Annotated in this window: 14 protein-coding genes and 1 pseudogene; 5 read left to right on the forward strand and 10 right to left on the reverse strand. The window is 42.4% G+C overall.

Annotated elements, in window-relative coordinates; translation table 11 throughout:
- Positions 1-69: 69 nt before the first annotated feature.
- Positions 70-696: pseudogene (locus ACVC9U_RS15725) on the reverse strand (class I SAM-dependent methyltransferase).
- Positions 697-1,105: 409 nt separating this feature from the next.
- On the opposite strand from ACVC9U_RS15725, the gene ACVC9U_RS15730 reads away from it, so the two are divergent.
- Positions 1,106-1,321 (forward strand): hypothetical protein, encoded by a 216-nt coding sequence (locus ACVC9U_RS15730; RefSeq protein WP_075755350.1) that lies wholly within the window; start codon positions 1,106-1,108, stop codon positions 1,319-1,321.
- Positions 1,322-1,955: 634 nt separating this feature from the next.
- Here the strand turns inward: ACVC9U_RS15730 and ACVC9U_RS15735 are convergent.
- The 7 genes from ACVC9U_RS15735 to ACVC9U_RS15765 all read right to left on the reverse strand — a co-directional run bounded on the left by ACVC9U_RS15735 (position 1,956) and on the right by ACVC9U_RS15765 (position 14,660).
- Positions 1,956-3,293: a DNA cytosine methyltransferase gene (locus tag ACVC9U_RS15735; RefSeq protein ID WP_075755348.1), complete on the reverse strand. Its 1,338-nt coding sequence runs from the start codon at positions 3,291-3,293 to the stop codon at positions 1,956-1,958.
- A gap of 11 nt (positions 3,294-3,304) precedes the next feature.
- On the reverse strand, positions 3,305-4,027 hold the full coding sequence (gene drmC, locus ACVC9U_RS15740; RefSeq protein ID WP_075755346.1) for a DISARM anti-phage system protein DrmC: 723 nt from the start codon (positions 4,025-4,027) through the stop codon (positions 3,305-3,307).
- Complete coding sequence (gene drmB, locus ACVC9U_RS15745; protein WP_073411831.1) at positions 4,028-5,797, reverse strand: DISARM anti-phage system protein DrmB; 1,770 nt, start codon at positions 5,795-5,797, stop codon at positions 4,028-4,030.
- Positions 5,769-9,128, reverse strand: a complete 3,360-nt coding sequence (gene drmA / locus ACVC9U_RS15750; protein ID WP_020450479.1) for a DISARM system helicase DrmA — start codon at positions 9,126-9,128, stop codon at positions 5,769-5,771. Before drmA ends, drmB begins: the two co-directional genes overlap by 29 nt.
- A 4-nt stretch (positions 9,129-9,132) precedes the next feature.
- Positions 9,133-11,532 carry a DISARM system-associated protein DrmE gene (gene drmE / locus ACVC9U_RS15755; RefSeq protein ID WP_256700788.1) on the reverse strand — a complete coding sequence of 800 codons (2,400 nt, stop codon included), beginning with the start codon at positions 11,530-11,532 and terminating at the stop codon, positions 9,133-9,135.
- 785 nt (positions 11,533-12,317) lie between these two features.
- Positions 12,318-13,697: a 23S rRNA (uracil(1939)-C(5))-methyltransferase RlmD gene (gene rlmD / locus ACVC9U_RS15760; RefSeq protein ID WP_441391283.1), complete on the reverse strand. Its 1,380-nt coding sequence runs from the start codon at positions 13,695-13,697 to the stop codon at positions 12,318-12,320.
- A 48-nt stretch (positions 13,698-13,745) separates the two neighbouring features.
- The gene (locus tag ACVC9U_RS15765) at positions 13,746-14,660 is read right to left on the reverse strand and encodes a diacylglycerol kinase (RefSeq protein WP_075755340.1); all 915 of its coding nucleotides are present in this window, start codon (positions 14,658-14,660) and stop codon (positions 13,746-13,748) included.
- Positions 14,661-14,859: 199 nt separating this feature from the next.
- On the opposite strand from ACVC9U_RS15765, the gene ACVC9U_RS15770 reads away from it, so the two are divergent.
- Positions 14,860-15,810: a nucleoside hydrolase gene (locus ACVC9U_RS15770; RefSeq protein ID WP_075755338.1), complete on the forward strand. Its 951-nt coding sequence runs from the start codon at positions 14,860-14,862 to the stop codon at positions 15,808-15,810.
- Between the two features lie 16 nt (positions 15,811-15,826).
- Positions 15,827-16,369 (forward strand): GNAT family N-acetyltransferase, encoded by a 543-nt coding sequence (locus ACVC9U_RS15775; protein WP_075755336.1) that lies wholly within the window; start codon positions 15,827-15,829, stop codon positions 16,367-16,369.
- A 97-nt stretch (positions 16,370-16,466) separates the two neighbouring features.
- Here ACVC9U_RS15775 and ACVC9U_RS15780 read toward each other — a convergent pair whose 3' ends face one another.
- Positions 16,467-16,667 carry a hypothetical protein gene (locus ACVC9U_RS15780; protein WP_441391284.1) on the reverse strand — a complete coding sequence of 67 codons (201 nt, stop codon included), beginning with the start codon at positions 16,665-16,667 and terminating at the stop codon, positions 16,467-16,469.
- 131 nt (positions 16,668-16,798) lie between these two features.
- Positions 16,799-19,957, reverse strand: coding sequence for an efflux RND transporter permease subunit (locus tag ACVC9U_RS15785; RefSeq protein WP_441391285.1), 3,159 nt, complete (start codon positions 19,955-19,957; stop codon positions 16,799-16,801).
- Between the two features lie 146 nt (positions 19,958-20,103).
- Here ACVC9U_RS15785 and ACVC9U_RS15790 point away from each other — a divergent pair, with 146 nt between their 5' ends.
- Together ACVC9U_RS15790 and ACVC9U_RS15795 are read left to right on the forward strand one after the other, a co-directional pair.
- The gene (locus tag ACVC9U_RS15790) at positions 20,104-20,952 is read left to right on the forward strand and encodes a TetR/AcrR family transcriptional regulator (RefSeq protein WP_075755330.1); all 849 of its coding nucleotides are present in this window, start codon (positions 20,104-20,106) and stop codon (positions 20,950-20,952) included.
- A gap of 123 nt (positions 20,953-21,075) precedes the next feature.
- Positions 21,076-22,158, forward strand: coding sequence for a glycoside hydrolase family 26 protein (locus tag ACVC9U_RS15795; protein WP_075755328.1), 1,083 nt, complete (start codon positions 21,076-21,078; stop codon positions 22,156-22,158).
- Positions 22,159-22,193: the final 35 nt, after the last annotated feature.

The raw sequence follows: 22,193 nt of genomic DNA on the forward strand, positions 1-22,193 counted from the left end.
CGCTGACCGCAATCCATTGCCTAGAAAAGACTCATATATAAATGTGTTGACAATTCGCACAAGAACAGCTTACATCCCTCTCGCTAAAATGATAAAACGGTGCTGTGTTGCATCACAATAACCCTTTTCTGTAATCATTTGGTGAATCGTATATAATTCTTCCTCGTATTGACTCACTTCAAAAACCGGTACTTGCTAGGGAATGGCTTTTAAATAATAGACCAGAGCCCTAATATCATAAAACCTTTGAGTCGGAAACTCTTCTCAACTTTTTAAAATCTTAAAATCATGCTTTTCTATTTTTTTTAACGCTGTTTTCAAGTTCTAATCCTTAAATTCTTCATTTAGCGGCGCGCCAAGTTTTTCATTTATTTTTTGGCAATCAAGCCCGCCGACTTGCTGAGTGAGTCCTCCTTTTGAAAGGATTCTCCTAACCTCTTGAATTGAATATGACTTGTGTTTATTGATGATCAAGTCAAATTGGCCAGATTCAAAAGGAAGAATCTTCATCATTATCAATTTGAACGACCTGAACCTCTAAAGGCGTCAATCGTTCCTTTGCCACTGGCACATTAGGGAAATAACATTCAGTAGCATATGCTGACGAAGGAAGCGGTCCCAATTTGGATAAAAATTCTCCGCCTCCTGTCCCCATATCGAGTATGATTTGGAATGGTGAAAAAGAGAAATAGCCATGCTTCCATATTATATTAATAACCCAAGGAGCTAATTAAATATGCACAAGTAATTTGATGATTATCCAGAAATCGTTAATGTTTCTGATATCCAAACAATACTTGGAATTGGAAGAAAATAAGCATATGAACTTGTTCATTCCGGCAGATTTCATGTGATCAATATCTGAAAGCGGATCAAAGTATCAAAAAATGTATTACTTCATTGGATTGAAGGAAGATTCAGTAATGACAAAACAAACTAAATTGGTTAAATGCGGATCAACAATATTTGTATACGATTAGGATTTGAACAGGATCCTATTAATGGACATATTACTGATTTGCAAAGGCTAATTTTAATTAATTTTGTTGATGAAAGATTATTGGTAGCATTTAATCTAAAAATACACTTATAAGAATCTGAAGATGTGCAAAACAGATTAAGGCATTTTATTTACCAGATTCAAAAAGCTAGTGGACAATCTGATGTCAAATACTTAGCCGTATTAGATCTCCCTAGTAAAAAGAGTGCTTCCAATATTAATTTAAACCTTATCACGGATATTGAAATTGGTAAGTTAACAATGGCTTTAGATGGAGATCTTTCAGATGAGGAGGAAGGTGAGTATTTTAAAAAAATGTGAAAAACCAAGTATTTATTGACGTATACACACGAGAGGAATTCTTAAAAATATTTTCTTCTATTTATTATAATAACTTTCAAACAATGTTGTTTCCAAGGACTCTGCCGTACTTTTTCAAAGCAAACTCAAAAAACCTGTTGTTAAATGGAATGACAATGCAGAGGAGTTCATAAGGAATCAAGGCGGGCTTCGTTATTTCAAATGAATACTCAATTTAATACTTCCTATTGCACAGGGGCATTGTACAATTAATTACCTGAAAACAAGGAACTCATTTTTAGAGCTCCTTGTTTTGATTTCAATTACAAACATTTCATACTAGAGATGAATTATTAAAACCACTAAAAGATAGACCAAGAATCAGTCACAATCCAAAAATATTCTTGTGTCCGTTCCTTACTTACATCTCATTCATAAGATCCTGTCGTCTCCTCTCTCATTTTCTAAAATTCTGGTGGGGATTATTTTACTCTTACATAGTAAAAAACACTCGCCAAAAGGCTAAGTGTCTTCCAGTACCACTTCATCTTTTCAATAAGAAAACTCTTTTAACAAGTTTAAGTCACGTTACTAGGTCTATTCCAATTTCATGAAACATCTACTTTTGCAGATACAAGAATTACTAGTCAGTCTTTTAATGGTGACCATTAATAACATCTTTCACTGCTCTCGCAATTACTCCAGACATGAGAGGTGGCACAGCATTTCCGACCTGCGTATACTGAGCGGTACGCGGACCTTCAAACTTATAGTTATCAGGGAAACCCTGTATCCGGGCAGCTTCTCTTACCGTTAGAGACCTGCACTGTTCAATGTCAGGGTGAATGTTATAATGACCATCTTTTGATATATGAGCAACTACAGTGTGTGGAATAATATCCCACCAATGTACCTTAAATCGGTCTAGAAATGCCTTCTCATTCTTATGTGTCTTCAATCTCTCGGGCAACTCATTGTACTTGATTTGTCTTCCTTGGGTGGCATGTTCTATAGCAATTTGATATATTTCTGCATCACGCTCTTTAATAGGTCTTGCAAAGTGATTAGTAAATCCAATACTGTCCTCTCTCATCATCAGTTCATAAGGCGACAATTGATCAACACCCTGTGTCGTATCATACTCGAAAAGTCGAAGATCATGACCTTGTTTTGGCTTCAAGACTGGTAGGTCTGAAATAACATCTCGGGTGGTTAAAGGACTATTCCAAGATAATTTATGTCTTTCAAAGTTAGGGTACTCATAATTTAATTTCTTTTGAAAGCCAAACAAGATAACCCTTTTTCTTCTTTGAGGTACACCAAAATCAGCAAAATCGATTACATTACTCCTGTCTTCTTGGCTTGTTCCTGATAACACTGTGTAACCAATTTGATCAAACGACTCTTTAATCTCTTGGTACACCTTCCCCTGCTTAGCAGTAAGTATCCCCGGAACATTTTCAAACACAAACGCTTTGGGTTTAAACTCATCGACAATTCTTTTATAATACTGGAATAGATAGTTTCTTGAGTCCTTACCTACACTATCTTTCATCCTGCTTCGCCCAACCAAAGAGTATGCTTGACATGGCGGTCCACCAATAATTAAATCTACACTTGTAGCACGGCTATACTGTAACGAATTCTGAATAAGTTGTATCATCTGTGTTGAAGAAGTCGCTGTTGGGTCATTATGGGGATTGCCAAACTTCCGATTTAGTACTTCCATCTCAAGCTTCTCTCTTAACTCAGGATAACGTTGAAAGACAAAAGCTCTCGATTGTTCAATATTGCGGTAATTGTCTGACACCCTTAAGTATTCGTGATACAATTCTAAATCGTTCTGTGCCTTTAGAAAATGGTAAAACAAACGCGTTTTAATTGTTTCACACGCCCAGTATTCTTTTTCAACATGCGCCGCAATTTTAAAATCGTGCTTATGAAATCCCTCACTCAGCCCTCCCGCTCCAGAAAATAAATCAATTACAATCATTTTCAATCTCCCTATGCATACCATATAATTTTTTCGAAATAATTATTCTTAACCAATTCTAGGAGAACATTTTTTATTACCAAAATTTTTTCTCCGCCAACCAATGTACCTATCTCTATATTATTTACTATCCCATTATAGGAAAGATTTGCGGATGAGACAAAGGCTTTTTCTTCGTCAACCATAATTACTTTTGCATGCAGAGATGAATATCCTTGAGAACCTTTATATACATACACATTAAAGTTACTCGGAAGATTTCTCCCTCTTATGTTTTCTATATAGCGATCAGTCTGGGAATTCCGGTCAAGAAAAATATCAACATTAACTCCAGCAAGTGCCTTTTCTAAAACCCTTTCCATAATTTCATCTACATACTCTGACACTGCATATCCTGTAACAAGGATAGTATTTTGTGCACCGTGAATCATTTCTCTAATGACAGCAATAGTTTTTCTAAGCCTAACGTCTACTTCACTTGGAACTGTTGCAACAAACTCAATACTACTCTGTTGTTGCTGCTCACTGTAGAGCTTAAAAAGCAAGAGCAGTTCTGAAAACTGCTCTTCGGAAATACTTAAGCGTGATAAATCGACTGGTCGTACTCCAAATTCTCTTTGTACAGTCCCTTTATCTAAGGACTCATAGAAATCTTGTGCACTAACTTCCTCATACTTCTTCAGTACGCTTTGAATTTGGTAAAGTACCATATGCGAACGAGTCAGATTCCTCATCTACAATAACCCCTTAAAGAATGGTGAGTACTTGCTGTCTATTGTTTTTACCAACAGTGAACGGTCTAATAATCGGTTTCCTGTTTCGCAAGAAGTTTCAGCAACCATGGAACAAGCAAAGCAGGCACAGCCGTTTAACTGGTTATCCTCACTCGGCTCTAAGCTCGCACAAGATGGGTCATTAGAACAGAATATGGCCTCTTCAAGTGCATCTACAATTAGTGGCCGAAGTTTATCTATACTACCCATTTCGACAAGACCACCTAAGGAACCTTCTTGATCAGTACTTCCAGTGTACAAGAGAACACCAGCCATGTTCTTTCCACAATATATTCTTTCTTTAATCGCCACTGACGAGTACCCCGATTGCAAAGATAACTGTTTAATCAATAGGTGTGCAAATGTATGCAGCATAACGTACACAATATCTTTTTCATCACGTACTTCCCATCCTTTACTCTCTATCCAACTTGCGTACAAGGATGAAAACTTCTCTGATCGCTTAGGAAGCTCACTGTTTTCTTCGAGCCACTTGCTTATAGTCGTATGGTTAAATTCAATAAAAATCCCTTCTCCGTGCACTTCAATTGCTGGTAACCAGTTTTCATACCCATCTGACTCTAACCATACAATCTTCTTCGGTTCATTGACATCCGGTTCAGGACTGTCATTCCTCATAAACCCTAGAAGCACAAGAATTTCCTTTAATCTGTGAGCCTTTACAATTCTATTGAAGTAAGGTTGAAAATCATCTGGAACTGTTTCAACTTCCGCCTCGAAGTCTCCCATCTTTACCTTCCTATCAAAAGCAGTAAAAGCCCTATACTCAGCTTCCTTAATCTGATTATACTCAATTTCTTCTTCTGAATCGTTACTATTAAGATATGCAGTCCACTTCGCGATGAAATCCTCAGCATCTGAGAACTCACTGTGACCGGTTAAACGATCACTGTAGAATTTATAATGCCAGTTTTCACCTATAAGGTCAGCATAAGTATTGATAACTTCCTTAACTGAAGTAAAAAAATCATCAAGATTGTTATCCTCACTGGCGTTGCTAGGAATAACAATAGCACTTCTTAAAGCTGGAAAGTAAACATTTGAAGCTCCCCGCTGCAAAGGAATTACAGGTTCGTTACAATTTGACTTCTCATTTAATTTATGGGGATGATTACCTGTACACTTGTAGTTCTCAAAGGAACTATCTTGCATCGCACCTCGAAGGCTCTTCTTCTTTTTACATTCACACTCTACATACAGAGAATCCAAACTAGATGTATTACCTGTACTCCATAAACGCAGTTTTCCTTTACATTCCGTATCCTGCTTACCATGCGCCCACCATCTCCAAGGAAAATCATCTAAATGATTCTCTTGACACGAGACCACGAAACGGGCAGGATACGACTTTCGTGAGCAATCAGGACACTTGGGACCACCTTTAAGATAGTCGCTCATTACAAAATTATCTCTAAGGTCAAAGAGACGTGAGCATTTTACATTGCTACACACATGGTAGTTTGGAAATGGAATTGCTGGCAAATCCTTGTGTTTCGTAGATGGGATTTTCCTGAAATAGTCCTTTTTTAGGAACTTCATCAAATTTTTATCAAATATCTTCTTATTATTATGATTAGTCCAATACTTTATGTCCAAAATCACAAGTGAGTCATTTACAGAATCCATAATTGCTCCTGGACCGTATGTTGTAATTAATTGCCCTGGTCGGACTTCCCCTACTTCATTCTTCACTGCTATTCCACCCTTCATAGATATACAACGAAGATGTACCCTCTACTTGCCTCATTGAATCGAGAGTTGGCTTTCCGCCATGTTTTTTCTCCTCAGAAAAACGTGCTAGTAAACGACTTTGGTTTCCTATTCTTGCGCTTCTTGTCTTAGGATTGAAGTAATACTGCAAATTGTCTTCCGATACGGCCCGACTGATCCACTCGTCTAGGAAATGTTGCAAATGCTCCATAGTATCCGAGACATTTCGATATTCCACAGTGGATACACGCTTTTTAACTACATCCTTGAGATAGTTCAAGTCCATATCCTTTATATTCTTTGCATCCAAGTTCTTTGCCAACTCTGGATAGCTCAACCTCAGCAAAGCAACTGCAATAGCGTGCAAAAAGCGGTCCCTAGCCCTAGAAGCATATGGAGTTGCTGTAGTTCCCTCTACAAAATGGTATAATCGCTGGTGATAACCCTTGAAATTCTGATAATGTGACATATCACGAGGCCGGTAAGGGTTGTACACAGTAATTACGAGTCCTGGCTTACTACGACCCACACGGCTAGATGATTGTATATACTCAGAAGTTTGCTTTGGTTGACCTGTAATTACCATAAGTCCTAAACGGTCAACGTCCATCCCAACAGAAATCATATTAGTAGCCAAAACCACATCTAGTTCCTCGTTGCCTATCTCCTTTTCCAACTGCTCCAATACCTTAGGAATTCTACTTGATGGCACACGGGAGGTGAGTTCTGGCTTACGGCTGATGTATCTCTGCTTACTGTACTTATACTTCTTCTGCAGGGTTTGAATTCTCTTTTTTATGTCATCCTCTAACAAACGCACTGCACCACCTAGTTCCCTGATACTGTTGAAATAACCAACAAGGGTTCTATACGGATCAATATATTTTGAAAGTTCTTCATCTTCCAAAAGGTGCTCTGTTGTTTGAAGTAGCACCGCATATATCCGTAATAGGACTGTCTTCATTGAGTGACCAGATACACAAACACCTGCATAAAGCCTGAAGGGAAACTCATCTAAGTTTCTTTCTCGCGCAAAAAAAGAATCCTCTACCTTCAATCCAGGAGGCGGGAATTGCTGTGTGAGTTTCCTTCCGAACACCTTTTCGACTTGCACCTCAGCATTCTTAATTGTAGCAGTCGCAGCAATGTACTTAGGCTTGAGATAATCTTCGCCCTCATGAGCTGTACTTAGCTCTTCAATAACCGTTTCGTACCCGCCGTACACAGTTCCTAGTGGCCCAGTTATGAGATGTAACTCATCCTGAATTATAAGTTCTGGTGGATAAAATGGTTTAACATCGTGAACACTAGCCTTAGGGTTTCGATGAGATTTTTCATGCTTTTCCCCCTCAGCAATATAGCCACACCGTTCACAAAACCTATTTACTTTTCCGAATAAAGCTGCGGTCTTTTCATCCCAAGGTAGCCGCGCAAACTTATCAACTGTAGATATAACCACAGTAGGCAATTTACGATAAATCTCTTCGTCCACCAAGTAGACTGGGATATGTGTTTTTGAAAAGAAGCATGACTCATTTGTGCAAAAGATTTTAATTCCGGTCTTTTTTGTCTTGGTGTCTCTACTTGGCAAAAACTTATACTCTAAGCCCTTTGTCCCACAGCAAGGGCATTCAATTACTTGCTTTTCAATCTTTTCATATTCCTTCAGCACCTTGTCCCTGTCAAGGTAGTACTCGTTCTCAGTAAGGTCATCTAGCTTATTTACCGTCACTTGTGCCCCTACCCAGAAGCCAACCGAAAACTCTGACTGTCCAAAGGCATTGGTTTTTTGACGTGTATACTCACATGCGCTTATCATACGCATTAATCTATCACGTTGCTGAGTAGTTAAAAGGCGGAGAGTGTATCTTAGAAGAATCGTCACACCGCCATCACGCTCATAGGCGCTGCTAGTAGAAGCAAATAGTCGTCTATATCCCAATAGGAAAGCACAAATGCCTAGGTATGCCTCTGTCTTTCCTCCACCTGTTGGGAACCAAAGAAGGTCTACAATTTTACGATCTTTTGATTTTAAATCTACTAACCCTTCTAAGTTGAGCAAAATAAACGCCAACTGAAAAGGCCGCCATTCAAGATTTTCCTTGCGTATCTCTGTCTCGAGTGTGGTGGTCTTATTATTCCTAGAATATCTTTTCATGGCATCCTGTGTATGCATGACTGTATTCATAAATTTGAAAGCAACAAATGCCTTATTATTCTCTTCGTTCGCTAACAGCTGAATGCCTCTTCTGATACGTGTTAGAGTTGCTTGACAATCTTTAATAACTCGCTCAGTTGCTTCTTTATTTGCTACCTTATCAACAGGCAACTTGTTGATCCAGCTCTCATACCTATTCGCTAGGTTATTCAGCTTGTCTATAGTCTCACGTTGGTCATCAGCCTCTGCAAATTGCTTAATGGAAAAATAACCTTTAGGGAGTTCACCATAATTTTCATCGTACGGTAAGTCTGTGCTCATACTCTCGACTTCATGTTCTGGGATAAAGGCTGACTTTAATTCACTTGCGTAGTTGCTGCTCTCTGCTTTCCAGGTAACAGCACAGCCAAACCCTTTTGCAAACACAGGCTTATTCCGATATAGGAACTCACTAAAGTCATTTTTATCCTTCCTTGCTTCGTTTTCACATAGGAAAATACCTTTACCTTCTTCATGAGTTAGAGTAAGCTCACACTGGAACATGGCATTATTGCTATTTTTATCAACTCGTTTATTTACAAGGAAAACTGAAACAAGGAATACATCTGTACCTGAAAGCTTTTTTTTGCTAACAACAAGTGATACTTCCTGTGTAATAGGGATATCAATATTCTGATCGAATGAGGACAAGGAAATATACTCCTCAAAACACTCAATTTGACGTGTCCATAAAATAACTTCTCTTTTCCTTTCGGAATCAAATTTCTTAGATGATGTGTATCGCCCCCATGCGATTGATGCACGTATATGATCAGTTGTTTCTCGCACATAGCACCTTATTCCCAGAGAGTTTTGATGCTTGAATTTCTTATTCGGTGTAATCTTCTCTTCTTCAGCTTCTTGTTCAAGTTCAGAATTTCTTTGTTGTTCCACATCTTCTTCCATTCCCGACTCAGGTTCATCGTACACGTCAGCAAATTGAACATCTTCTAAAGATTTTTCTGTTTCTACCTCGGATTCGAGAGGATATAAAATTCCCGTAATATATGCCTGGGATGGTGCTTCATAAATCACATCAGACTCGTCATGTGCTGGTCCAATTAAATCCCTTTTTAAATCACTAACCATAATACGGCGAACTTTCTTGTACATTTCACGTTCTGCTTTACTCATACTGTCACTCCTTGGCATCTACATTGTATAAAAGGCCAACTTCCGCAGGTTTTATGTAATACATCCTGTCTGAAACAATTTCCTTAATGCTTTTGGTAACTAACGATTCATTTAACTGCTCTAAAGTAAGATTGTATCTGGCCAATATAGCTGAGTCCTCATTACCAAGAACTTGTTTTGAGGAATAAATCAATTTATTTAAAATTCTAGAAGCTTTGCGTCGCTCCACCCTAATTTTCGACATTGCATTATAGTAGGTTTGGACATCTTCCACAAAAGTATTTATTCCAAGTACCTCACCCAATACCATAATGTCCTCCCTGTCCCGAGGGCCATAGCTATATCCCGTCCTCCAGTTTCGCAGAACGGATTTTGTGGTTTTATTCCAACCTGCAGTTCGCATCAATCGGAAAAGCCTATCATCGTCCATCCGTTTTTCCATAAACTTTTCTTCATATAATTCTCTCCACTTTTTAATAGACAGATATGCTTGTTTACTAGTGTCCTTCGCGTCAACAGATTGAATGAATATCCTATACAAATCTTTCCTAGCATCGTTATCGACAAAAAGAATAGTGTCTTTTAATCCTATTTCGTGAAAATGTTTATGTGTAACTCGTTTATTCTTGTTATCTAGCACATAAACTGCACTGTTCTTTGTAAAGAAGGATACACTTCCATCTGTAAAATGAACCAAAGTTGCTTTAACAGCATCTGTACCTTTATAATCCTTCTCCCCACGGTAAACAGCAGGGGACACTGTTGTACTCTTCTCTAACAAATCAGCAGCAGCACTATTTAAACCAATGACTTTCTGACGAGCAAACTTGTTGAATCGATTATAGAGATACCTATAAAAGTTAGTGCTATCCTGTTGAGTTGAGTTCTGAACAAAATGCCTTAATGCATAATTTTTCGCTTCCAATATCGTTTTCAATTTTTGAGTAATTAAGTTAATTTCTGAACTGTACAAATATAATTTGGCTCTCTTATAAGAAATTTTCAACAATGACTGTAAATCTCTAAAATTTATTGCAGAGTACATGACAAGAGAATCACAATGTACAGTAATATCTTGGGCCCAAATATCTTTAGACACAAAGAATTGCAAATCGTATTCAGCCAATTCCTCTATTGTCATTCCCATTGCCAACGAGATGAACTCTTTTAGAGCAAGTTGGTTCTTTCGACTATTGGAGACCACACAAACACTCTTGCCTTGCTTTACTTCGTTTAGAATGAATGCCTTCAATTCATCCCCCTTAGGGTTAGAACGGTCAAGAGAATGTTTGTACAAAATATCCTCAAATAATGACACCATTTCCTCAAAAGAATCATTTTCATAACGACTTTCGCTATCCTTTAATTCTTGGAGTAATCCGAGAACAGTGTCCCAATATGGCTGCATTGATGCAATTAAATCGTAAAGTCCAGCACCGATAGGAAGTCGGATTAAAATATACACCAGCTTTGCCGCAACATTCGTATCATATCTTGAAAATTTCCCCTTTCTTAATTTATCCAATAGGTGGATTAGTCGCTCAATTTCCTGCTCAAAACTACTTTTAACATACTCTACATCCAGCGAATGAATGCTCACTTTATGTAGCAATTCTTCTATATTAATCATAGGTTGCTGTATTTCGTTTTCATCAATATTCTGGATACAATCCCCATCAACTATATAATTCTTAACAGCACTTTTCTGTAGATATGGGATGCGGTCATCTAAAAGGTTGTCAAAGAACAACAAAGTGCTCTTAGGTAAGTTCGATAAGCCCTTTTTAATGTAAGAACAATCCACAAAAATATAATCAAAACTATGTTCCTGCTCATTGAGCATGTCCAAATTCTCCGTAACATAAATTGTGGGATTTTGACTATCCTTCCTCCCCAATATATTTCTGTTCCCCCTTGAAAGCGCATTAAACTTGCGGTAGCCTGATGCAACAGGATATATGTAGTGCAAGGGAACATCTTGGGGTAACTTGCCTTCGTAGTAATGGTAAAGAATATGCCTCCAATACACTCGAGCAAAGTAGGTATCCCCCATATTGCAATACCCAATATATTGATGAATATTACTGCATATTTGAAAGAGCCTCTCCGCATTCACACGGCAAGTCTCCAAGAAGGCCAGCATCTCTAAGCGATTGGTTACCACCAAGATTTCCGCCCTTTTAGATGGATTCTCTCTTTTCTGAAACCCCATTGTTTCATCCATATTAAGCGCTCTCAATACTAGATGTGGAAATATGTACTTTCTCGGTGTACAGAGCAATATGTTTTCCTTGCACAACAGGGACCCAACAATTTCATCACCCATACACTCTTCGGCTCGATAAAATATCTGCTGAGGTACACTACAATGTACTAAAGACTTGTCTGATGTGCTATACAACATCTATCTCCTTCTCTCATTTGTAAAATCGTTGGATTCACCATACAAATTACAAAAAACTTAAATTTCATAATACTATTATACCAACAGAATTAGAGTACTTCTATATGTATATTAGAAGAACAGACCAATTGTGCCAATTTCCTTGTAGCGTTTTTTAACTGAGATTTCTCCCCACTATAAAGTTATTTTAGCTATCTATAACAATTTCAGTCCGCCTCGCTGAGGTACTCTGGTTTTCCTCACGCAACTGCTGGTCACCGGCTACCACCTGTTATTTTCTTGGGGGGGCACAAAAGGCCATTAGCCAAAGGCACTATAAAAACCTAGTACCCCAGAAAAATTTTTATCTATATAAGGGATTTTTAAGAATAATAGAGAAAATTGGAGGATTTACTTTTGTGAACTATAAAGTTGGTATCGTCACACCGTTTAATGTGAATACTCTTCACAACCAAGTAAAATATAGTCGGATTTTCAGATTATTTTTATAATTACTACTAAAAATCAACTGAGATTACAGGAAATTATTCAAAATTAGGTCTAGACCTCTTTATGAATTTGGAGGATATTCATATGAAAGTTGAGCGTTTTTTTAATGAAAACAGCTCTTGAAACTAAATAAGATCAATTAGCATTACTTGAACTAAAACAACAGCTTGACGAATACGTTAATTTCTAAGAACTAACACCTGATATTTTACACCGCTTACTTACATAGAAAGAATTGAAATAAAAACAAACGGAAGTCCGAGAATTTTTTATCGATTCCCGGACTCTTCTGCTAATTATTTAATTAATTTTATCAACGCACAACACTCCACATGGCTCGTATGCGGAAACATATCAACAGGCTGCACTTCAAGCGTCGCATACCCGCCATCCTCCAGCACCCGCAAATCGCGCGCCAGGGTTCCCGGGTTGCATGACACATACACTACACGCTTCGGCTTCATTTCAATAATTGTCCGCAGCAACGCCTCGTCACAGCCTTTGCGCGGCGGGTCAACCACAAGCGTATCAGCCTTAATGCCTTCCTCATACCACTTCGGAATCACGACCTCAGCTTCGCCAACTTCAAACTCAGCGTTCTCAATGCCGTTCAACTCAGCATTCCGTTTCGCGTCGTCAATCGCTTCCGGCACAATTTCGACGCCGTATACTTTTTTCGCCTGCTTCGCCAGAAATAGCGAGATCGTGCCGATGCCGCAGTAGGCGTCGATGACGGTTTCTTCGCCATTCAATTCCGCGTATTCAAGCGCTTTGTCGTAAAGCACTTTCGTTTGCTCGGGGTTGACTTGGTAAAAGGATCTGGCTGAGATAGCGAATTTGATGCCGCCGATGGTGTCGTAAATGTATTCTTCTCCCCAGATGACGTGCGTTTCGTCGCCGAAGATGACGTTTGTTTTTTTCGGGTTGATGTTTTGGACGATCGATTTGACGTGCGGGAATGCCGCTGTGATCTCCTCGACGATTTTCGCTTTGTGCGGGAAGTCGTTTGTCCTTGTGATGAAGACGACCATCATTTCGCCTGTGACGGCGCCGTATCTGACCATGATGTGTCTGAGCCAGCCTTTGTGGCGTTCTTCGTTGTACGCTTTAATGCCGTATTTGCCGCAAATCTCTTTAATCGCTTGAACGACGCGGTCGTTTTCCGACTGCTGGATCAGGCATTCGTTCATATCGATGATTTCATGGCTGCGCTGCTGGTAGAAGCCTGCGATCAGACCGCCTTCTCTTTCGCCGACAGGGACCTGCGCTTTGTTTCGGTAGTTCCACGGGTTTTCCATGCCGAGGGTCTGGTGGACAGTGATCCGGCTTAAATCGAGCTTGCCGATTCGCTCGAGCACGCCTTTGACTTGCTTCTGCTTATAAAGAAGCTGGCCTTCGTAATTGATGTGCTGCAGCTGGCAGCCGCCGCACTGCTTGTAGATCGGGCACGGCGCGTCCGTACGAAAGCGGCTTTCTTCTTTCAAATCGATGAGGCGGCCGAAGGCGAAGCCTTTTTTGACCCGGGTCACTTTGATCTGCGCCTTTTCGTCAGGCAGCGCGTTCGGCACGAAAATCGGGAAGCCGTCGACTTTGGCGACGCCGGCTCCTTCGTGTGTTAAATCTTCAAATACGACATTGTAATATTCATTTTTTTGAACGGGGGCTTTTTGTTTCATCTTTTTCACCTGCTATAAGAAAAACTTGGCCAGCTCTTTAGACCAAGTTCAATCATCCAATTTTCTCGCTTTTTCTTTTGACATGACGACATCGATATGGCGGTAGAGGTTTTCGAATTCGCCCGGCAGTTCGCCGCCGTATTCGCCGTCAAGGTTCAGGAGCATTTTGTCTTTGACCGTCACTTTGACACGGTTCGCTTTCGTGTAGATGATATGCTCGTCATTGATATGTTCGCCGCGGAGGGCAAGTCCGACAAGTCTGATGAATTCGGCGAGGTTTGCCCGTTTTAAAATGACGAGGTCAAACATGCCGTCATTCAAGCTTGAGTCGGGGGCGAGCTTCTCAAAGCCGCCGACGGAGTTCGTCAGCATGACGAGAAACAGCATCACTTCTCCTTCAAACAGCTTGCCGTCGTATTCGATTTCAACCTCGGTCGGCCTCAGCGAAGGAAGGAGCATTTCCATTCCTTTTAAATAATAGGCAAGGTGGCCGAGCATCGTCTTCAATTTGCTTGGTACGTCATATGTCAGTTCGGTGAGGCGTCCGCCGCCGGCAATATTAATGAAATATTGGCCGTTGACGCGGCCGATGTCAATCGGACGGGCTTCTCCCTCTATTATTGTGTCAGCCGCCTTTAAAATATCCTCGCGCGGAATGCCGAGCGCTCTCGCAAAGTCATTCGTCGTTCCGACCGGAATGACTCCGAGCTTGGGGCGGTGTTCCAACGGCGCCAGTCCGTTGATGATTTCATTTAATGTGCCGTCTCCTCCGGCCGCAACAATTAAGTCAAATTCCCGCTCAGCGGCGTGTCTGGCGGCCTGTACGGCATCCCCTTCCCCTGTTGTCGCATGGCATGACGTTTCATAGCCTGCCTGCTCGAATTTCTGCAGAACTTGGGCAAGGTTTTTTTTGAAGATTTCGCGTCCGGAAGTCGGATTGTATATGATTCGTGCACGTTTCATGTTTTCATCATCCTATTAGAGTATCCGTATCATTTCTTTACCAACAACCTTTAATTATACTAGTTGTTGAAAAAATCGCAACAAAATGGGTTTTATTATTTGTTTAATTTTAGATAAAATACCCTAATTCATGGTAAAAAAGACTTCGGGATCTAATTGATGTAAAATAATCAATATTAAGAAAAAAGGAGATGTTGCTGTGAAAAAGCCCGTTTATTTTAACCATGACGGAGGCGTCGATGATCTCGTCTCTTTGTTTCTGCTGTTGCAGATGGAAGACATCAAATTGATCGGAACATCCGTCATACCGGCGGATTGCTATTTGGAGCCGGCTCTCAGTGCCAGTCGAAAAATCATTGACCGCTTCGGTTCGTACCAGGTCGAGATGGCGGCATCCGATTCAAGAGGGGTGCATCCGTTCCCGAAGGAGTGGCGCATGCACGCTTTTTATGTCGACGCTCTGCCGCTTTTAAATGAAAAAGGCGAAGTCCGGACCCCTGTGTCAGACCTGCCCGCCCACCTTCATCTGATTGAATGCGTCAAACAGAGCCCGGAACCGGTGACACTGCTGTTCACTGGCCCGCTGACAGACTTGGCAAGGGCGCTTGAGGAAGAACCGGCGATCATCAAGCACATTGCAAAGCTTGTCTGGATGGGCGGCACCTTCCTTGAGAAAGGGAATGTGGAAGAGCCTGAGCACGACGGGACGGCGGAATGGAACGCCTTTTGGGACCCTTACAGCGTCAAGACGGTGTTTGAACGCGATATTCAGATCGAAATGGTCGCGCTTGAAAGCACGAACCAGGTGCCATTGACAAACGATATCCGCTCCCATTGGGCGAGCCTCAGAAAGCATGTCGGGATCGATTTTATCGGCCAGTGCTATGCGATGTGTCCGCCGCTTATCCATAACGAGACAAATTCGACATACTACCTTTGGGATGTGCTGACGACGCTAACGCTCGGCGCCGTCGATATGACACGCTCGCGCACCGTCAAGGCTGTTGTCCATACGGAAAGCCCGCGCCAAGGAACGACAGAAGAGCATCCTCGCGGCAGAATGGTCAAAGTCGTCGATCAAGTCGACAGGGAGCAGTTTTTTGCGTATTTTGAAGAGTTGATGAAAAAAGCCGACCGCATTCCATCTTGATAAAAGGAGACTTTCCATGATCAAAAAAGGGACAAACATTTACATCAGGCCGCTCACGGCTGAAGACGCCGAGGCATGCCTTGAATTGCAGAACGCAAACCGCCCGTTTTTTGAACAGTTTTCAATGGAGCGGAACGAAGCGTTTTATACAATCGAAGGACAAAAGAAGAGGCTTCAAAGATTATATGAAAATATGCAGAACGATGAAGATTACTATTTTGGCATCTTTGATTCTGCAAACGATGCGCTGATCGGAACGATTAACCTTTTCCAGGTGCTGCGCGGTTCCCTGCAAAGCGCCTTCATCGGCTATTTTTTGGATCAGAAGCACAACGGCAAAGGCTACACGACAGAAGCCGTCAAGCTAATGGTCGAGTTCGCCTTTCACGATCTCAAGCTCCATCGCATCGAAGCCGGCGTCATGCCCCGTAATCTTGCCTCGATCCGGGTGCTGGAGAAGGCGGGTTTTCACAAAGAAGGTATCGCCCGGAAAAACGTCAAGATCAACGGAAAATGGGAAGATCATCAGCTGCTGGCTGTGATCAATCCGCATGATTAACCGCTTTTTTGCGGGGCTGGAGAACGAAATCAGCAGCATTAAAAAAGCTTGTCGATGAAGATCATTCAACCTTCATCGACAAGTACAAAATAAGCCTTCATCTGCTTTTTGTCTCTTTTATGATGCTGAAAATCACTAAGATGATAACACCTGCGCATACAATATAAAATAAAACATCAGTCACAGGGTTTCTCATATTTTTTAAGAGAAATATGACTCCGATCAACACGATCGGTATGATCCAGGTGAGCCACTTTACAATTTTGGTGCTTGGTTCGCTGTTTCCTTTCGATTCCATTCACTGCCTCCTCATCACGTTACCTTTGACAAAGCATAACACAGGATATTTTTGTTAAACACCGCCGATCGTCTCATCAAAGAAAAAACCCCTTGGGAAGGACCATTCCAAGGGGTTTATGTTTTATCGACTTACTCTTCTTCCATACCCGGTTTTTTCCGGCGGAATTTCGCCAGTACTTCGTATACGATCGGTACGATCAGAAGGGTAAGGAGCGTTGAACTGATCAAACCGCCGATAACAGTGACGCCGAGTCCTTTTGAAATGACCTGGCTGCCGCCTTCAAATCCGAGCGCCAATGGAATCAGGGCGCCGATTGTGGCGATGGCCGTCATCAGGATCGGACGGAGCCTTGTAGAGCCGGCTTCAAGGAGCGCTTCTCTCGTTGAGAGCCCTTCCGCTTCCTTATGGATGACGCGGTCGATTAAGACAATCGCGTTTGTGACGACGATTCCGATCAGCATCAGCATTCCGATCATTGCGTTCAGGCTGATCGTTTCTCCTGATACGTATAGTCCGACCAAGGCGCCGATAATCGTAAACGGCAGCGAGAACAGGATCGCAAATGGCGCCAGTGCTCCGCCGAATGTAATCACAAGCACGAGGTAGACGATCGCAACCGCCGCAAGCATTGCGAGTCCGAGTTTTGTAAAGGAATCTTCGATATCAGCGGATACGCCGCCGGTATCGATTGTGACGTTGTCAGGCAGTTCGATCTTGTCGATGTTTTTCTGTACGTCGACTGATACGGCCGTGACGTTGTCAGATGTGACTTCCGCCGTGACATCGGCATAGATTTTGCCGTCGCGTTTTGAAATCGTGTCAGATGTCGTGCCTTCTTTCACTTTCGCGACATCGCCGATTTTTACTTCCTGGCCGGTCGGAGTTGTGATTTTCTTGTTTTCTAAATCTTTGACACTCTTATAAGTTTCTTCTTCTGTTTTAATCGTGACATCAAGATCTTTTCCGTCTTTTTTCACGGTTGTAAGCGGCGCCTGCGATGTTTCTTTCATGAGCGCCTGAGAAATCTGTGATGCCGTTAACCCGAGTTTGCTCAATTTCTCCTGGTCAGCGACAAAAGTAAATTCGTCATATGTGCTGGACAGGCCTGAGCTTACGTTCTTCAGGTCTTTTTGGTCTTTCATAATCTTTTCGATCTCTTTTACAGTGCCTTTAATCTCTTTTTCTGAATCTCCGTACACATAATACGTTAACTCATTGTTATTGCCTGACGAGCTGAAATCCTGGGTTTTCCATTCTCCGCGTTTGGATTGCTTCTGAATGTCTTTTAGGACGTTGTCCTTTTCTTTATCAAAGTCAGGCGTGTCTTCCTCATATTTGATATAGAACAACGCGCCGTTTGAGCTTCCGCCCATCAGCGGATTTCCCGCTCCTAACGTATATTGAACCGTATCGACGTGTTTGCGGTCCAATAGGACTTTTTCAGCTTTTTGCGCTTCCTTTTCCGCTTCTTTTTTCGTTTCTCCCGGTTCAGGGGTATACGTGATCTGCACCATTTTATCTTTTGTAGCAGGCAAGTAGCTCGCTCCGATTAACGGCACGAGGAACAAGCTTCCGACCAGCATCAGAACCGCGATGATCGAAGTGATCCATTTATGGCTGAGCGACCAATTCAACACTTTTTTGTAGAAGTTGGCCAGTACCCCAGGCTTGTGTTCTTTCGCCTTCACCGGCGCACCTGTCAACGACTTTTTAAAGAGGGTGTGCGCAAGCATCGGGACAAGCGTGATTGCGATCAGCAGGGATGCGGCAAGCGCGAATACAATTGTTAAGGCAAACGGCAGGAACAATTCGCCGATTTGATCGCCGACGAGTGCGAGCGGCAGGAATACCGCGATCGTCACGATCGTTGATGACATGATCGGCATGAACATTTCCTTTGTCGCTTCGCGCACGAGCGCTTTTCCGCGCAGCGGCTCATCTTTCAGCCTCATGCGGCGGTAAATGTTTTCGATGACGACGATCGAGTCGTCGACAACCCGTCCGATGGCGACCGTCATGGCGCCGAGCGTCATGATATTCAGCGTGATATCAAGCTGGTTTAGGACGAGCAGTGCGATTAACAATGACAATGGAATCGAAATGACCGAGATTAATGTTGATTTAATATCCCTAAGGAATAAGAGAATGATCACAACCGCAAAGATCGCTCCGAAAATCGCTTTGCTCAGCATCGTCTCGACCGACTCGGTGATCGGTTCGGCTTGATCGTATGTCGAGCTGTATTTGAAGCCTTTGTGGTCTTTTTTGAATTGTTCGAGTTCAGCTTTTACATTGTCGGCTACCTCGACGGTATTGGCGTCGTTTGCTTTAATGACGCTGATGCCGATGCTGTCTTTACCATTGGTGCGTGAAATGGATTCGGCTTTTTTGACATCTTTAATCGTTGCGATGTCAGATAGCTTAACCGTCGGGATTCCCGCGCTTTGCTGAGCTTGTCCGGCGCTCTGTGCTCCGGCTTGAGCCTGCGCTCCCTGGGCCGCTTGCGCACTTTGCGCTCCGGCTTGCGCGCTTGCGCCTCCGGCAGACGCCGCTGGAATTCTCATATTTTTCAAGTCTTTAATTGTTTCGATATCGCCGCTGACGACGACCGATTTTTCTTCTTTGCCGAATGTGTACAACCCAAGCGGAGTCGTCACATCAGAACCTTGAATCACTTGCTTGACTGTATCCTCGTCAAGCCCGTATTGCTTCAACTTGTCTTTTTTAAATGAAAATTCGACTTCTTCAACCTGCTGTCCGGAAAGCTGAACGGAGGCTACGCCTTCAAGGCCTTCAAGCTTCGTCAGGAGGCTGTCTTCCACTTTTTTCGTCAAGTTTTGAAGATCATCTTTATCACTGGACACGCTGAGCGCGAGGATCGGGAAAGAATTCATGCTGTAGCGCGAAATGCTCGGCTCTTTCGCATTGTCCGGCAGAACGAGATTCGCCAATGCTTCAGCGGCTTCCGTCTTCGCTTTGTCCATATCCTTTTCATAATCGTATTCAATCATCACCGATGATGCATTTTCATACGATGTGGATGTCACAACGCTGACGCCGTCCAGGTTTTGCACGGCTTGTTCAACAGGCTTTGTGACTTCATCAGCTACCTGGCTCGGAGTGGCTCCGGGGTATGTCGTGCTGATGGTCAAATAAGGCATGTTCACATCAGGAATCGATTCCTGCTTCATATTTAAACCCGCATAAATGCCGGCAACCGTAACAATAATCGTCATCAGCCACACAGCGAACTTGTTCTTTAGTACAAAATTAATGATAGAATTCATTACGACCTCCATTGTGTATATCATTTTCAGAATACAGATTGACTGACTGGTCATTCTATACAATAATAAACTTCAAAAGTAAACAGCGTCAACTTATATATGTTAAAATTTATTCAATTTTAAAGAAGTGTTAAAGGGGTACATTCATGACAGAAAAAGAAGAAAAAATCATTAAAGCAGGCCTGCACCTGTTCGCGAAAAACGGGTTTGCTTCCACAACGATTCAGGACATCGCCAATGAATGCAACATTTCAAAAGGAGCTTTCTACCTGCATTTCAAGTCGAAAGAAGCGCTTTTGCTTGCGATCATTAAGTATTATATCGATCGAACCATGGAAAATATGAAGATCATTCAGCAAAAGAATTTTCCTCCGAAGGAAACATTCAAGGAACAGATTGCTTATCAATTCAGTGAGAGCAAGGAGCACCGCGACTTTATTCTCGTGATGATCAGCGAACACAGCATCCCGGAAAACAGCAAGATTGAAGAATATTTTAAAAATGTCAGCCAAAAATTCCACGAGACGTATCAAAACGCGCTGTCAGCCGCCTACGGTGACATTGTGAAGCCTTATCTGTCAGACTTGTCCGTGATCGTTCAAGGCATCGTGCAGTCTTATCAAAATTTGTTTATCTTTAATGAACTGGACATCGATTTTTACGAACTTGCGGATTTTATTATGAGAAGAATCGATGACATGATTGATGGCATGGTTCAAAACGGGGAGCGGCCGATCCTGGCCGGCCGCACGTACAGCTATTACCGGAACGCCGGCAATACGGCCGATAAACATACGATTTTGCGGGAGCTTGAAGATGCCAAACGTCAGCCGGCCCTGCCGGAAGACATTCTCATTACACTGGATGTGATCGAGGAAGAGCTGAGAAAAGATTCGCCCCGCACACCCGTGCTCCAGGGCATGCTGACAAACTTGGAGCATCAGGACAATGTTCAGCATCTATATGGAATGGTCACCCGTTTCCTTCATTCATAAAACAGCCTTATGGCTGTTTTTTTATTTCCTTACAATACGACGATCTGACCATGAATATTTTGGAAGCAGCATGTATAATAAGATCGCTTAAGACAATCTAGATTTTTAGGGGGTTTTACCTTAGTGAAAAAAAACATCGTTTGCTTTATCTTCGCGCTGCTCCTTGCTTTTGCCGTTTCGCAGCCGAGCTACGCACACACCGTTTCTCCGGTGAACCCGAATGCCCAACCGACGACGAAAGCGGTGATGAACTGGCTTGCCCACCTGCCCAATCGGACAGAAAACCGAGTAATGTCCGGGGCATTCGGAGGATACAGCCTCGACACATTTTCAACGGCTGAAGCCGACCGGATCAATCAGGCAACAGGACAGCTGCCAGCCATATACGGCTGCGATTATGCAAGAGGATGGCTGGAGCCGGAAGAGATCGCCGATACGATTAACTACAGCTGCAACCGTGATTTGATCGCATACTGGAAAAGCGGAGGCATTCCGCAAATCAGTCTGCACCTCGCAAACCCCGCGTTTACTTCGGGTCATTATAAAACTCAGATTTCAAACAGCCAGTATGAGAGAATTTTAGATTCTTCCACGCCCGAAGGAAAACGGCTTGAGGCGATGCTGAGCAAAATCGCAGATGGCCTCCAGGAGCTTGAAAATGAAGGTGTGCCCGTTCTATTCAGACCCCTTCACGAAATGAACGGCGAATGGTTCTGGTGGGGGCTGACGCAATATAATCAAAAAGACAGCGCGAGAATCTCCTTGTACAAACAGCTCTATATGAAAATCTATGACTATATGACAAAGACAAGAGGCTTGGATCATCTGTTGTGGGTGTATGCGCCTGACGCCAACAGAGACTTTAAAACAGACTTTTATCCGGGGGCATCATATGTGGACATTGTCGGGCTTGACGCTTATTTTGATGACCCGTACGCCATTGATGGCTACGATCAGCTCACATCGCTGAACAAGCCGTTTGCCTTTACAGAGGTCGGACCGCAAACGACAAACGGCGGCCTGGATTACGCGCGGTTTATCCATGCAATCAAAGAAAAATACCCGAAAACGACGTACTTCCTAGCGTGGAACGATGAGTGGAGCCCTGCTGTGAATAAGGGAGCGGACACCCTCTATCTTCATCCATGGACGCTGAATAAGGGAGACATATGGGACGGCGGTTCTTTGACGCCTGTCGTGGAATAATGAAAAAACCTTGGAGAGTTATTCTCCAAGGTTTT

The organism is Bacillus sp. GM2 (genome assembly GCF_056155945.1).